11 protein-coding genes are annotated in these 14753 nt (G+C 73.5%); 3 read left to right on the top strand and 8 right to left on the bottom strand.

Annotation, left to right across the window (positions count from 1 at the left end):
- Positions 1-49: 49 nt before the first annotated feature.
- The 7 genes from V4Y03_RS10935 to V4Y03_RS10905 form a co-directional block, all read right to left on the bottom strand.
- Positions 50-1030: an N-acetylglucosamine kinase gene (locus tag V4Y03_RS10935; protein ID WP_317876951.1), complete on the bottom strand. Its 981-nt coding sequence runs from the start codon at positions 1028-1030 to the stop codon at positions 50-52.
- Entirely contained in the window at positions 1021-2286 is a 1266-nt protein-coding gene (locus V4Y03_RS10930) for a 6-phospho-beta-glucosidase (RefSeq protein ID WP_317876950.1), read from the bottom strand. The genes V4Y03_RS10935 and V4Y03_RS10930 overlap by 10 nt, the downstream gene beginning before the upstream one ends.
- 8 nt (positions 2287-2294) lie before the next feature.
- Positions 2295-3194, bottom strand: coding sequence for a carbohydrate ABC transporter permease (locus V4Y03_RS10925; protein WP_317876949.1), 900 nt, complete (start codon positions 3192-3194; stop codon positions 2295-2297).
- Between the two features lie 3 nt (positions 3195-3197).
- A complete protein-coding gene (locus V4Y03_RS10920) occupies positions 3198-4199 on the bottom strand; it encodes a carbohydrate ABC transporter permease (RefSeq protein WP_317876948.1) in 1002 nt (333 codons plus the stop codon).
- 16 nt (positions 4200-4215) lie between these two features.
- Positions 4216-5559, bottom strand: a complete 1344-nt coding sequence (locus tag V4Y03_RS10915; RefSeq protein WP_317876947.1) for an ABC transporter substrate-binding protein — start codon at positions 5557-5559, stop codon at positions 4216-4218.
- 72 nt (positions 5560-5631) lie between these two features.
- Positions 5632-6846 carry an ROK family transcriptional regulator gene (locus tag V4Y03_RS10910; protein ID WP_332434784.1) on the bottom strand — a complete coding sequence of 405 codons (1215 nt, stop codon included), beginning with the start codon at positions 6844-6846 and terminating at the stop codon, positions 5632-5634.
- Between the two features lie 189 nt (positions 6847-7035).
- Positions 7036-8115, bottom strand: coding sequence for a mechanosensitive ion channel family protein (locus V4Y03_RS10905; protein WP_442809779.1), 1080 nt, complete (start codon positions 8113-8115; stop codon positions 7036-7038).
- Positions 8116-8353: 238 nt separating this feature from the next.
- On the opposite strand from V4Y03_RS10905, the gene V4Y03_RS10900 reads away from it, so the two are divergent.
- Positions 8354-8917 (top strand): HNH endonuclease, encoded by a 564-nt coding sequence (locus tag V4Y03_RS10900; protein WP_056558814.1) that lies wholly within the window; start codon positions 8354-8356, stop codon positions 8915-8917.
- A gap of 97 nt (positions 8918-9014) precedes the next feature.
- On the opposite strand, the gene V4Y03_RS10895 is transcribed toward V4Y03_RS10900, so the two are convergent.
- Positions 9015-12200, bottom strand: coding sequence for a beta-N-acetylglucosaminidase domain-containing protein (locus tag V4Y03_RS10895; protein ID WP_332434783.1), 3186 nt, complete (start codon positions 12198-12200; stop codon positions 9015-9017).
- A gap of 236 nt (positions 12201-12436) precedes the next feature.
- On the opposite strand from V4Y03_RS10895, the gene V4Y03_RS10890 reads away from it, so the two are divergent.
- Both V4Y03_RS10890 and malQ read left to right on the top strand, forming a co-directional pair.
- Positions 12437-12637 carry a hypothetical protein gene (locus V4Y03_RS10890; RefSeq protein WP_317879082.1) on the top strand — a complete coding sequence of 67 codons (201 nt, stop codon included), beginning with the start codon at positions 12437-12439 and terminating at the stop codon, positions 12635-12637.
- Between the two features lies 1 nt (position 12638).
- Complete coding sequence (gene malQ / locus V4Y03_RS10885; RefSeq protein ID WP_332434782.1) at positions 12639-14747, top strand: 4-alpha-glucanotransferase; 2109 nt, start codon at positions 12639-12641, stop codon at positions 14745-14747.
- The last annotated feature ends 6 nt before the right edge of the window (positions 14748-14753 follow it).

The raw sequence follows: 14753 nt of genomic DNA, 5'->3' as shown, positions 1-14753 counted from the left end.
CCGGTGGGGCGCCCCTTCCCCTGGAAGAGGCGCCCCACACTCCGCCGGCTCAGGCCCCGTAGTGCTCCCGCAGCCGGGCCGCCGCCTCCGGTCCCGCCGCCACCTCGTCCAGGGCGAGCAGCCCCGCCCCGAGGACCGGCGGCGCCGTCACGAAGCCGATGACGGCCTTCGGCGCCCGCTCGGCGAGGAGTTCACGGATCCGCTCCTCCAGCTGCGGGTGGCGCGCGGCCAGCACACTGCCGCCCAGCATCACCGGCGCCTCCTCGTCGAGGAGACCCAGCCGTCCGAGCGCGACCGACGACAGGGCGACGACCTCCTCGGCCAGCCGGTGCACCAGCGAGAGCGCCACCGGGTCGCCCGCCGCGCTCACCCGGAACAGCACGGGCGTCAGCTCGTGCCGCCGCTCGAACGGCACCAGGCCCAGGTGCAGCGCCTCGATCAGCGCGTACATCGACTCCAGACCGAAGTGCGCGGGCAGCGCCCGCGCCAGCTCGGACGGCTCGCCGCGCCCGTCCTCGGCGCGCGCCGCGAACCAGAGCGCCTCCTCGGCCATGCCGCTGCCGCCGCCCCAGTCGCCGGAGATCTTCCCGATCGCCGGGAAGCGCGCGGTCCGCCCGTCCGGGGTCATCCCGACGCAGTTGATCCCGGCCCCGCACACCACCGCGACGCCGCGCGGCTCGTCGATCCCGGCGCGCAGTATGGCGAAGGTGTCGTTGTGCACCCGCACCGACCCGCTCCACCCCCGGCCGAGGACCTCGGCCTGGAGCGCGGTCTCCTCGACGGGCAGGTCCGCGTTGGCGAGGCAGGCCGTGACATGGGCGAATCGGGCCGGGACACCGGCCAGTTCGCACGCCCGGCCGACGATCTCCGCCAGCGAGTCGACGGCCGTCCCCACCCCCACCACCGGCGGCTGGAACCCGCCGCCGCGCGCCGCGCCCAGGACGGTGCCGTCCCGGCCGACGACCGCGACGTCGGTCTTGCTGTTCCCCGCGTCGACCGCGAGGAGGACGCCGTCCGGGTTCACGCCCACGCGAGGTGCTCCCGGTTGTGCGCGATCAGCCGGTCGGTGAGCCCGTCGGCGTACGCGTACTGGCCCACCAGCGGGTGGGCGAGCAGCGCCTTGAACACCCGGTCACGGCCGCCGCGCAGCGCCGCCTCCAGGGCCAGGTCCTCATAGGCGGTGACGTTCGCGATCAGCCCGGCGTACAGCGGGTCCACCGGGGCGACCTGCAGCGGGACGGCCCCGTGGGCGCCGACCGCGGCCTGCGTCTCGATGACCGCGTCGTCCGGCAGGAACGGCAGCGTGCCGTTGTTGTACGTGTTGACCACCTGGTACGGCGAGCCTCCGCCGCCCAGCAGGGAGGCCGCCAGGTCCACGGCCGCCTCCGAGTAGAAGGCGCCGCCGCGCTTGGCGAGCAGGGCCGGCTTCTCGTCGAGCGCCGGGTCCCCGTACATGTCGAGGAGTTCCTTCTCCATCGCGGCGACCTCGGCGGCCCGCGAGGGCTTGGTGCCGAGTTCCCGTACGACCTCGTCGTGCGCGTAGAAGTACCGCAGGTAGTACGAGGGGACGACGCCGAGCCGGTCCAGGACCGGGCGCGGAAGGCGGAGGTCGTCGGCGACCGCGTCGCCGTGCTCGGCGAGCAGCCGGGGCAGCACGTTCTCGCCCTCGGGGCCGCCGAGGCGCACCGCGCGCTCCCAGGTCAGGTGGTTGAGCCCGACGTGCTCCAGGTGGACCTCGGAGGGGGCCACGCCGAGGAGTCCGGCGAACTTCCGCTGGAAGCCGATGGCGACGTTGCACAGGCCGACGGCCTTGTGCCCGGCCTGGAGCAGCGCGCGCGTGACGATGCCCACCGGGTTGGTGAAGTCGATGATCCAGGCGTCGGGGTTGGCGCGCCGGACCCGCTCGGCGATGTCCAGGACGACCGGGACGGTGCGCAGCGCCTTGGCGAGGCCGCCGGCTCCGGTGGTCTCCTGGCCGACGCAGCCGCACTCCAGCGGCCAGGTCTCGTCCTGCTGACGGGCGGCCTGTCCGCCGACCCGCAGCTGGAGCAGGACGGCGTCGGCGCCCTCGACCCCGGCGTCGAGGTCGGAGGTGGTGGTGATCCGGCCCGCGTGCTCCTGCTTGGCGAAGATGCGCCGGGCGAGCCCGCCGACGAGGTCGAGCCGGTCGGCGGCCGGGTCGACGAGGACGAGTTCGGTGATGGGCAGGGTGTCGCGCAGGCGCGCGAATCCGTCGATGAGTTCGGGGGTGTAGGTGGAACCGCCCCCCACGACAGTGAGCTTCATGGTGTGATTCAGCCCTTCACTCCGGTCAGTGTGACTCCCTCGACGAACGCCTTCTGGGCGAAGAAGAAGACGAGGATCACAGGGGCCATGACCAGGACGGTCGCGGCCATGGTCAGATTCCAGTCGGTGTGGTGCGCGCTCTTGAAGGACTCCAGGCCGTAGCTCAGGGTCCAGGCGCCGGGGTTCTCGGAGGCGTAGATCTGCGGCCCGAAGTAGTCGTTCCAGCAGTAGAAGAACTGGAAGAGGGCGACGGCGGCGATGCCGGGCTTCGCCATCGGGAGCACGATCCTGATCAGGGTGCGGAACTCTCCGCAGCCGTCGATCTTCGCCGCCTCGATGTACTCGTTGGGGATGGTCAGCAGGAACTGGCGCAGCAGGAAGATGGCGAAGGCGTCGCCGAAGGCCATCGGGATGATCAGCGGCCAGAGCGTGCCGGAGAGGTCCATCTGCTTGGCCCAGAACAGGTACATCGGGATGATGACGACCTGCGGCGGCAGCATCATCATCGAGATGACCAGCAGCATGGACAGGTGCCGGCCGCGGAAGCGGAGCTTGGCGAGGGCGTACGCCACGGGGACCGAGGACACCACGACGAGGACGGTGCCGAGTCCCGCGTAGAGCAGCGAGTTCTTCCACCAGGTGAGGAAGCCCTCGGTCCGGAAGACCTGGACGTAGTTGTCCCAGTGCCAGGAGTTCGGTGTCAGGTCCCGGGTGAGCGCCTGCTGATCGCTCATCAGGGAGGTCAGGAAGACGAAGACGAACGGGAGCACGAAGAACAGCGCTGCGGCGATGCCGAGCGAGTGCACGGCGATCCAGTGCAGCAGCGACCTGCGGCGGGCCCGCTTCTCGGCGGGGCTCACCGGGCCGTTCGTGGCGTGGCGTGCGGCGGGGGCGGTTGCGGTCGTCATGAGTCAGTCACCCGAGCCGATCAGGCCGCCGCGCCGGCGCATGAGCAGCGCGGTGAAGGCCATGGAGAAGGCGAAGAGCACCAGGGCCACGACGCAGGCCGCGCCGTAGTTGAACTGGCTGAATCCGAGGCTGTAGACCAGCTGCGGCAGGGTCAGCGTGGAGTCGTCCGGATAGCCGGGCTGGAAGGTGACGCCGGAGCCGCCCATCACGCCCGAGGCGATCTTGGAGGCCACGATCGGCTGCGTGTAGTACTGCATCGCGCCGATGATCCCGGTGACGACCGCGAAGAGCACGATCGGCGAGATGTTCGGCAGGGTGACGTAGCGGAACCGCTGCCACGGGGACGCGCCGTCGAGTTCGGCGGCCTCGTACTGCTCCTTCGGTACGTCGAGCAGCGCGGCCATGAAGATGACCATGAGGTCGCCGACGCCCCACACGGCGAGGACCGTCAGGGCCGGCTTGGCCCAGTCCGCGTCGTTGAACCAGGAGGGGGCGGGGATGCCGACCGCTTCGAGGAGCGAGTTGACCGGTCCGGTGCCGGGGTTGAGAAGGAAGACGAAGGCGAGCGTGGCGGCCACCGGCGGGGCCAGGTAGGGCAGGTAGAAGAGGGTGCGGAAGACGCCGGCACCGGTCTTGATCTTGGTGATCAGCATGCCGATGCCGAGGCCGAAGACCACCCGGCAGCTGACCATGACGACGCCGAGCCAGAGGGTGTTCTGCAGGGCCGGCCAGAACTTCGGGAACTCCGTGAGGACGTACGTCCAGTTCTCCAGGCCCCGCCAGGTCGGCGGGTTGAGGCCGTCGTACCGCATGAACGAGAAGTACAGGGTGGAGATCAGCGGATAGGCGAAGAAGACGCCGAAGCCGATCAGCCAGGGCGACATGAAGGCCAGGGTGACGAGCGCGTTGCGCCGGCGCTTCGCCCGCAGCGTGTTCGTCACCCGCGGGGAGGCGGCGGCCGGGGCGGCGGCCGTCTCCTTCGGGGACAGGGTGTCCGTGCTCATGGGTGGGTGCCGGCCGTCACTTCGCCGCGGCGATGTCGCGGTCGATCTGGGCGGCGGCGTCCGCGAGGCCCTTCTTCAGGTCGGTGACCTGGCCCTTCTCGTACCGCTGGGCGAGCCGGGACAGGGTCTCCTGGTAGGCGGGGCCGTTCACGGCGCCGTCCGGGGTGGTGGACTCGGGGTGCCGGGCGATGTCCAGGAAGGCCTTGAAGCGCTTGTCGAACTTCAGGTCCGGGGACTTCAGCGCGTCCAGGGTGGAGGGGACGTTGCCGATCTCGTTGGCGAAGCCCACCACGGCGTCGGTGTTAGTGGTCATGTACTTGACCAGCTCCCAGGCGGCGTTCTGCTTCTTGCTCTGCGGGGCGATGCCCATGATCGTGCCGGAGAGGTAGCCCTTGCCGTACTCGGCCACCTCGTCGTCGGCGACCGGCAGCGGCGCGACGCCGACCTCGAAGGGGACCTTGGCCTCCTTGATGAAGTTCAGCCGCCACTCGCCGTCGAGCTGCATGGCGACCTGGCCGGTCTGGAAGGGGTGCTTGACGCCCCACTCGTCACCGAAGGTGGTGCGGTACTTGTCCAGCTTCGCGAAGCCGCCGAGGCCGTCGACCAGGGACTTCTGGTACGTCATCATCTCGGCGAACGCCGGGTCCTTGGCGACGTTCGACTTGCCGTCCGCGTCGAAGTACTTGTGGTCCCACTGGGACATGTAGTGCTCGACGACGGTCTCGTAGCCGAGGTAGGTCGGCATGAAGCCGAGCTGCTCGTAGGAGTCGCCCTTGGGCTTGGTGAGCGCCTTGGCGACCTGGGCGAACTGGGACCAGGTCTTCGGCGGGGCCTCGGGGTCGAGTCCGGCCGCCTTGAACGCGTCCTTGTTGTAGTAGAGGCCGTACGCGTCGGAGAGCAGCGGCAGGGAGCAGCGCTTGCCCTCGAACTGCGTGTACGACTGGAGGACCTTCGGGAAGATCTTGTCCAGGTCCAGCTTGTCCTTCTCGATGAAGGGCTTGAGGTCCGCGAGGGCGCCCGAGGCGCAGAACTTGCCGACGTTGGAGGTCGTGAAGGAGGAGACGACGTCCGGTCCGTTGGAGCCGCCCGCGCGCAGCGCCTGGCCCAGCTTGTCGTCGTTGATGTCGCCGACGACCTTCACCTTGATGTTCGGGTGGGCCTTCATGAAGCGGTCCACGTTGTTCTGGATCGCCTTGACCTCGCTGGGCGTCGACCAGCCGTGCCAGAAGGTGATGGTGGTCTGGGCGCTGGGGTCGTCGGGGGCCGTGTTGCTCGCGGAGCCCGTACAGGCGGTGGCGAAGAGGGCTATCGAGGCGGTGGCGGCGAGCGCTGCGGCTGCTTTGCGCGGACGTACGGGCATGACGGTGTCTCCCTGTGGCGGAGGGGTTACGGGGCGGGGGGAGCGGGACGGGGGACCGGAGCGGGCGGTGGGTCAGCGCGAGGTGTCGAAGACCTCGTCGCGCGTGGTGACGAGGGCGCTTTCGAGGGCGCCGCGCAGGACGGGACGCACGGGTACGGAGGTGAGGACGAGCCGGGGCCGGGAGGCGGCGAGGTCGGCCAGCTCGGACTGCACGCGGACGCGCAGGGCTTCGCCGCCGGCGACGAGCACGTCACCGGAGAGCACGATGAGTTCGGGGTCGAGGACCGCGACGAGGGAGGCCAGCCCGGTGGCGACGCGCTCGGCGTACCGGTCCAGCAGTTCCGCGTAGCGGGGGTCCTCGCCGTGCGCCTCCGCCGCGTGCGCGAGCAGTCCGCAGGCGACCGGCACGTAGGGCTGCTCGGGGGTGTCGATGCCGAGCGCGCGGGCGATCCGGGGGACCGCCTGGACCCCCGCGAGCTCCTGGTAGCCGCCGGAGTTGGCCTTGGTGACCTGCCGGACGAGCGGGGTGCCGGGCACCGGCAGGAAGCCGACCTCGCCGGCGCCGCCGGTGAAACCGCGGTGCAGCCGCCCGCCGAGGACGAGGGCGGCGCCCATGCCCTCCTCGTTCCAGAGCAGGGCGAAGTCGGAGTGGCCCCGGGCGGCGCCCAGGCGCTGTTCGGCCACGGCGACGAGGTTGACGTCGTTCTCGTACTCGAACGGCATGGGCAGGACGGCGGCCAGCTCGTCCAGGAGGGTGGGGGAGTGCCAGCCGGGCAGGTGGGCGGCGTACCGCAGGCGTCCGGTGGCCGGGTCGAAGGCGCCGGGGGTGCCGATGACCAGGCGCCGGACGTCCTCGCGGGTGATCCCGGCCGCCTTGACGGCCCCGTCGAGGGCGTCGGTGACCTGGCGGACGACGCCGGAGGCGGCGCGGCCCGGGGTCCGCAGCTCGAACTCGCCGACGATCTCGCCGGTGATGTCGGCGACGGCGGCGTGTATGCGGGACTGGTTGACGTCGAGTCCGGCGGCGTACGCAGCCCGCGCGTTGACCGCGTAGAGCTGGGCGTTCGGTCCCGGCCGGCCTTCGGTGGTGCCGGTGGCGACGACGAGTCCGGCCGCTTCGAGGCGGGCGAGCAGCTGGGAGGCGGTCGGCTTGGACAGGCCGGTGAGCTTGCCGATCCGGGTCCGCGAGAGCGGGCCGTGCTCCAGGAGGAGGTCCAGGGCGGCGCGGTCGTTCATGGCGCGCAGCACGCGCGGCGTGCCGGGGGTTCCGGGGGCCGTACCGGCCATGGGGTCGCACCTGCCTTCGTACTGTTAGGAAAGTTTCCTATTGGGTTGGGAGGAAGGTAAGGCGGGCGTCACCGGGTCGTCAATACCCGGGTACGACAAACGCCCCCGAAGGCAACCGAAGTGTTACCCACGAGGGCGTCGTTCTCGCGCGTTCTCGCGCGATCCGCCGTGAAGTGCCGTGAAGTGCCGCTACTTGGTGAGGTCCGGCCTCGGCAGCGGGGTCGCCGCCGTCGACTGGGGCGAGGTCGCCGACGCGAAGGCCGACGGGGCCGCCATGCCCGCCGTCGGGTCCGCCGCCGCCTCCTCCGCCTGCGCGGGAACCCCGCCCACGATCCGGATGCCGGCCTCGTCCAGGCCCCGCTTGATGCGCCAGCGCAGCTCGCGCTCCACGCCGAGCGCCTTCCCCGGCATCGTCTTCGCCGAGACCCGGACCGTCATCGAGTCGAGCAGCACCTCGTTCAGGCCCAGCACCTCCACCGGACCCCAGAGGCGCTCGTTCCACGGCTCCTCCTTCGCCATGGACTCCGCCGCCTCGGTGATCACGGCCCGCACCTTGTCCAGGTCCTCCGTCGGCCGGACCGTCACGTCGACGCCCGCCGTCGCCCAGCCCTGGCTGAGGTTCCCTATCCGCTTGATCTCGCCGTTGCGCACGTACCAGATCTCGCCGTCCACGCCCCGCAGCTTCGTCACCCGCAGGCCCACCTCCACGACCTCGCCGGACGCCACGCCCGCGTCGACCGAGTCACCGACGCCGTACTGGTCCTCCAGGATCATGAAGACGCCCGACAGGAAGTCCGTCACCAGGTTGCGCGCGCCGAAACCGATCGCCACACCGGCCACACCGGCAGAGGCGAGCAGCGGCGCCAGATCGATCTTGAAGGCACCCAGGATCATCAGCCCCGCCGTGCCCAGGATCAGGAACGACGCCACCGAACGCAGCACCGAGCCGATCGCCTCCGATCGCTGCCGCCGCCGCTCGGTGTTGACCAGCAGACCGCCCAGGGCCGTCCCCTCCACCGCCTGCGCCGAACGGTTCATCCGCTCGATCAGCTTCGTCAGGGCACGGCGGACGGCCATCCGCAGGAGCAGCGCGACGACCAGGATCAGCAGGATGCGCAGCCCGGTGTTCAGCCAGGTGGACCAGTTCTCCTCCACCCAGCTGGCGGCGTTCGTGGCCTTCTCCGCCGCCTCGTCCAGGGTCACCGGAATGGGCTCGGGTTCGGTGGCAGCCGCAAGGGCGGACCAGGACACGGGAAGACCTCCAGGCATCGCGTACGCAGGCCATCCACAGTAACGGGGCGTCGGACATGGTCCCGTAGCCGTGTTCGAGGGAGAGACCGACCTCACCCGGGCAGACAGAGGGGAGACATGCCGATGTGGTCGAGAACACGCCGGGTCCGTCACCCCGATCCCGGTACGTGGTGGCGTTCCGACCAGGCATGAGGGGAGACTGAGAGCAGTTCGTCCCGGCGCGAGCCACGCGCCGCCGGCGTCATAGGAGGCATCCGTGCCGCATGTCCTGGTCCTCAACGCGTCGTACGAGCCGCTCGGCGTCGTACCGCTCCGCCGCGCACTCGTCCTCGTCCTGGAGAACAAGGCTCTCTGCCTCGAGGAATCCGGCGCCTTCCTGCACAGCGAGACCCAAGTCGTCCCCGCGCCCAGCGTGGTGCGACTGAAGCGCTTCGTGCGGGTCCCCTACCGGGGGCCCGTTCCCTTGACCCGCAGGGCCCTCTTCGCCCGTGACGGCGGGCGCTGCGCGTACTGCGGGGCGGTCGCGACCAGCGTCGACCACGTCATCCCGCGCAGCCGTGGGGGCACCCACGCCTGGGAGAACGTGGTGGCGGCCTGCCGCCGCTGCAATCACGTCAAGGCCGACCGCCACCTGCGCGAGATCGGCTGGCGGCTGCGCCACCAACCGGCCCCGCCCACCGGCCTGGCCTGGCGGATCATCGGGACCGGACACCGGGACCCCCGCTGGCTGCCGTACCTCCAGCCGTACGGAGCCGAGGACGTGATGGCCCGGATCGACTCCGTCGCAGACGCCCCCGTGAGGGCGCTGACGACGGGTTGAGCCGGGCCTTTCGCGTACGCGGGGGCGGTACGGCACCGCCTGCGCGGGACGGTACGGCTTCGCGTACGCGGCGGTACGGAACCGGGCGGCGCACCCCTCAGGGGGTGGGCCGCTCTTCCGGCGTGCCCGCCGACGCGGCGTCCGGCGCGGTGCCGGGAGCGGTGACGGGCGCGGTGTCCGGAGTCTTCTCCGGCGGGTTCGCGGGCCCCTCCTGGGCGGACCGGGCCGGCCCCGTGCCCGCGGGCCGCTTCGGCGCCGCCACCGCGTACGTCTCCACCGACCAGAGCGAGTAGCCGAACCGGGTCGCCCGCGACTCCCCCTGCACCCGCAGGAAACGGGTGTCCGCCGCGTCCATCCGGACCGACTCCCGGCCGCCCCTGCCGTCCGCCACCGCCGCCGCCGTGCGCCACACGCGCCCGTCGGCCGAGACCTGGACCCGGTAGCGGGAGGCGTACGCGTCCTGCCAGTGCAGCACCACCCGCCCTATCCGGGCCGGCTCCGGCAGCTCCAGCTGCCACCAGGCGCCGTCCTCCGCGGGGGAGGACCAGCGGGTGGCCGGATCGCCGTCCACCGCCGAGGCGGCCGGGAAGTCCGCCGTCTCGTCGCCCGAGGAGGAGGCCGTCGCCGCCCGCGCCAGATCCGGACCGGCCGTACGGGGGAAGGCCCGCACGGTCAGCACCCGCTCCTCGCCCGCGAAGGACACCGGCACCCGGTACGCCCCCACCGGCACGCCCGGCGCCACCGACACCTCCAGCGGGACGGTCGTCCGCGCGCCCCGCTCCACCACGGCCTCCTTCGGCAGCCGTACGGTGACCCCCTTCGGGGCCCTCGCCGTCAGCGGCCCGCGCACCTCGCCCGCGCGCCGCCCCGACAGCTCCACGTCCACCTTCAGCGCCGGGCCGCCGATCTCCGCGTCCGTCTCCGCCCGCGCCAGGTCGAGCCCCGCGCGCGGCCCGTCCGCGAACCAGGGCACCAGCGCCCGCACCTCGGGCGCGGGCTCCTCGGCGTCCCACACGACCCGCAGCGCGTCCGCCCGCAGCCCCTTCGGCTCGGTCTGGGTCCACCCGGACGCCGACAGCGGGCCCAGCGACCGCCAGCCCTCGCCCGGCACGAACGCCTCCACGCGCGCGTGGCCGCCCCCGCCCGGCTCGGCCATCACGGTCAGCGCCTCCACGGACCGCGCCCGGTCGAGCCGCACCGTGTACGAGCCGCTCGCGCGGTCGGCACGGGCCGCCGGGGTGCGGTCGGCGCCGGTCCAGGCCGCGGACCGGTCCACCGCGCGTGTGAGGAACGGGTCCAGCACCCCCGCGCCGACCGTCACCCGGCTCGCCGCGAGTTCCTTCCGCAGCGGTTCGAGGCGCAGCTGCGCCTCCCAGGCCGCCGCGCCGTCGCCGCGCCCCTGGGCGAGCAGCATGTCGACCGCCGTCTCGCCCGCGAGGCCGTACCGGGAGAGCTGGTCGAGCCAGGGGCCGGTCTCGTCGCCGAGGGCGCCGTCGGCGGTGGCCGCGAGCCGCTCGGGGGCCCCGCGCATCACAGTGAAGGCGTCCCGCAGCTCCCGCGCCGCCTTCTCCCGCCGCGCGTCCGTCCCGGCGCCGGTGGTCGCGCGGGAGGCCCAGAAGGCGTCCAGGAGGGGCTTCAGGTACGCCGATTCGCCCGCCGGGTCGAGGACCGAGGAGGCGCCGTTCCCGACGAGCGCCCGCAGTGCCTCGCGGGCGGCCGGTTCGGGGCCCGCGAGGTCGTCGACGGCCGCCCGCCAGGACTCCCGCGGCCGGTAGCCGCGCGGGTTCCAGGCGTAGTCGGCGGCGGTGAAGAGCGGCACCCGGGAGGCGGCCGGCTGCTCCATCGCGTGGGCCAGGTAGGCGGCGGAACCGGCGGCCACCGCCGGGTCCCGGCCGGTGGCCGGGCCGAGGAACAGCCGGTCCTGGGCGTAGTCGTTGACCGGGTAGTTGTCCATGGTGACCAGCGGGTGGCGCAGGGCGCCGCGCGCCCCGGCCAGCTCGCCCCCGGTGATCGTGCGCGGGACGACCCCGACACCGGTCCACGCCACCCGCACGTCCGCGTCGAGCGCCTCGGCGAGCTTCGTGCGGTACGCGGTCGCGCCGTCCTGGTAGTACTCCGTCGGCATCACCGTCAGCGGCTCGGCGTCCGGGTGCCGTTCGGCGAACCGGCGGGCCACGGTGTTCGCCACGCGCGCGTGGGCGGACGCCGCCGCCTCCGGGCCCCGCCCGAAGACGTCGGCGTCCCGGTCGCAGTGCCACTCGTCGTAGGAGGCGTCCTGGAACTGGAGCTGGAAGGAGCGCACGCCGAGCGCCCACATCGCGTCGAGCTTCCGGGTCAGCGCCGTCACGTCGGAGCCCGAGGACAGGCACATCGACTGGGCGGGCGAGACGGCCCAGCCGAGCGTCACGTGGTTCGCGCGGGCCCGCTCCGCGAGCGCCCGGAACTCGGCCTGCTGGGCGGCCGGGTAGGGCTCGCGCCACTGCGCCCCCCGGTACGGGTCGTCGCCGGGCGCGTACAGGTAGCGGTTCTGCTTGGTCCGGCCCAGGAAGTCGATCTGGGCGAGCCGCTGCCGCGCCGTCCAGGGGCTGCCGTAGAAGCCCTCCGTGATCCCGCGCTCGGCCGTGCCCGGCCAGTCGCGGACCACGACCCCGGGGACCTCCCGGCCCTCGCCGATGAGCTGACGCAGCGTCTGCACGGCGTGGAACAGCCCGTCCCCGCCCACCCCGTCCAGGGCGACCGTGTCCCGGCCCTGGAAGCGGCCCGTGGCGAGCCGGTAGCCGCCGCGCGGCAGATCGATCCGGTCGGGCACCCGCAGGGCGCTCAGCGCCTCCTCCGCGGCCGAGCCGTCGGGCCCCGCGACCCGCAGGACCGGCCCCCGGCCCGGGAGACCCTCGTGGACCGTCCGCACCCCGGCGGCCCGCAGCAGCGCGCGCAGGGCCGTGAGGGCGTACGGATCGGCGTCCTCGTCGGCGAGCAGCGTCACCTCGTTCCCGAGGCGTACGGAGGTCCCTGCGGCGGTCAGGGACTGCGGCCGGGGCCAGACGGCGGGAACACCGGCGGTGGCGGTCCGCGCGGTGGCGGTGGGGGCTGTCGGGGCCTTCGGGGCGGAAGGCGTCACCGGGGACGGCGGCGCGAGCGGCGCGTGCGGGGCCCCGAGCGCCGCCGGGGAGGCCGGGGCCTCCGGGAGCGCCAGCGCCGAGCCGGGCACCACGCCACCGAGGAGGCCGCCGATGACGGCGGCGGCCACGGCCGTCGCGGTGCGCTTCCTGCGCCCGAGGTGCACGGGGTCTCCCTTCGGCCGGGTCCCGGCCGCTCCGCCGGATGGTCACGAGTAGGTCACGAGCCCACCACCCGTCGCACTGGGGTGTCAATGAGAGTGGCCGATGTGTCGGCTTTGCCCGGCGAGCCGTCGGCGAGGTGACGTCACTTCGTCACTTTCCGCCGGTAAAACGAGGTGCGGTGGGTAGGCCTCCCTTCGTGACCCAGGTCCCACCTGTCGAGACGAATCGGGAGACCCCCGTGACCACGACCGCCCAGCACCTCGGACGGATACGGATTCCGCAGCAGCCGGCGCCCGGCGGCGAACCGCTGACCAGCGAACCGCCGCTCCCCGACGCCGCGCCCCTGACCAGCGAACCGCCGCTCACCGTGGCGGCCCCCCTCACCAGCGAAGCCACCGCCCCCGGCAGCGCGGTCGGCACGGAGTCCCCCGGAGTGTGAAGTGACCCTGGCCCGTCTCGCCGCCCGTCACGGCGTCGCCACCGCGTACAGCCCCTCCGAAGGGGTCACCGTGCCCGTACCGGACACGACCGTGGTGGCCGTCCTCGGCGCCCTCGGCGTGGACGCGGCCACCCCCGAGGCCGCCGCCGCAGCCCTCGAAGCGGCGGAACGGGCCGACCGGGAGCGGCTGTTGCCCCCGACCCTGGTCAGGCGGCACAGCGAGGAGCCCGTCCGCCCGCCCGACGGCCTGCCGCCCGGCACCCGGCTCCGCGTCACCACCGAGGGCGGCGCGGTCCTCACCGGCGAGGACTGGGAGCGGCTGCCCCTCGGCGTCCACACGGTCGACGCGCAGGCCCCCGACGGGCGCACGGCCACCGCCACCCTGATCGTGAGCCCCGCGCGCGTACCCGCTCCCGAGCGGCGCTCCTACGGACTCCTCGTCCAGCTCTACTCGCTGCTCTCCACCCGCTCCTGGGGCATGGGCGACCTCGGCGACCTGCGGGAGCTCGTCACCTGGGCGGGCCGCACCCACGGGGCCGGTTTCGTCCAGGTCAACCCGCTCCACGCGGGCGTGCCCGGGGCTCCGGGCGACCCCTCCCCGTACCGCCCCTCCTCCCGCCGCTTCCCCGACCCCGTGCACCTGCGCATCGAGGAGATCCCCGAGTACGCCCTGGTCGGCCCCGAGCGCCGCGAGGAGCTCGACGGCATCCTCGCCGAGGCCGCCGAACTGCGCGAACGGGTCCTCGGCAAGGGCGCGTCCATCGACCGGGACGCCGTGTGGGAGGTCAAGCTGCGCGCCCTGGAACTCGTCCTCGGGAGCGTGGAGCCCGGCCCGGGGCGGCGCGCCGACTTCCACGACTTCCTGGCCGCGCGGGGCCGCGCCCTGGAGGACCACGCCACCTACCAGGCCCTCGCCGAGCGGTACGGCCACCACTGGCGCGGCTGGCCCGAACCGCTGCGCGACCCGCGCACGGCGGAGGCCGTGGTCCGCGACGACCCCGCTCTGGCCGCCCGGGTCGACTTCCACTGCCGGCTCGCCTGGCTGACGGACCGGCAGCTCGCCGACGCCGCCTCGGCGGCCCGCGAGGCCGGGATGGCCGTCGGGATCGTCCACGACCTGGCGGTCGGCGTCCACCCGGAGGGCTCCGACGTCTGGGCCCGGCAGGACGCCTTCGCGGCCGCCATGTCGGTCGGCGCCCCGCCCGACGCGTTCAACGCCCGCGGCCAGGACTGGGGCCTGCCGCCCTGGCGCCCCGACGCCCTCGCCGCCGCCGGCTACGCCCCGTACCGCGGTCTCCTGCGCGAACTCCTGCGGCACGCGGGCGCGCTGCGCATCGACCATGTGATGGGCCTGTTCCGGCTCTGGTGGGTGCCGGAGGGCCGCGAGCCCACCGAGGGCACCTACGTCCGGTACGACGCCGAGGCGATGCTCGCGGTCCTCGTCCTGGAGGCCCACCGCGCCGGGGCCCTGGTCATCGGCGAGGACCTCGGCACGGTCGAGCCGGGGGTGCGCGAGGCACTGGCCGGGCGCGGGGTGTTCGGCACCTCCGTGCTCTGGTTCGAGCGGGACTGGGAGGGCACCGGCCGGCCGCTCCCGCAGGACGCCTGGCGGGCCGCGTGCGTGGCCACCGCCACCACCCACGACCTGCCCCCGACGGCCGCCCGGCTCTCCGGCGACCACGTCACCCTGCGGCACCGGCTCGGGCTGCTCGCCGGCGACCTGGGGCGCGAGCGGGCGGCGGACGCGGCCGAGACCGCCGAGTGGCTCGGCCTGTTCGAGCGGCTCGGGCTGCTTCCCGAGGGGCCGGGGGGACCCGGGGACGACGAGGCGGAGATCAGGGCCGTCCACCGGTTCCTGCTCGGCACCCCGGCCCGGATGGTGGGGGTGTGGCTGCCGGACACGGTGGGGGACCGCAGACCGCAGAACCTGCCGGGCACCTGGGACGAGTACCCCAACTGGCGGCTGCCGCTGGCGGGCCCGGACGGGCAGCCGCTCACCCTGGAAGGGCTCGCGGCCTCGCCCCGCGCGCACGCGCTGCTGCGTGAACTCAGGGCCGGGACGGAGGCCCCGGACGCCCGTACGGCACCCCCGGGCGCGCGGCCCGTTTAGGTGTTC

It is taken from the genome of Streptomyces sp. P9-A4, from assembly GCF_036634195.1.
Lineage (GTDB): Bacteria > Actinomycetota > Actinomycetes > Streptomycetales > Streptomycetaceae > Streptomyces.
The sequence above is the reverse complement of the archived record's forward strand: the minus strand, read 5'-3'. Positions and strand labels throughout refer to the sequence as shown.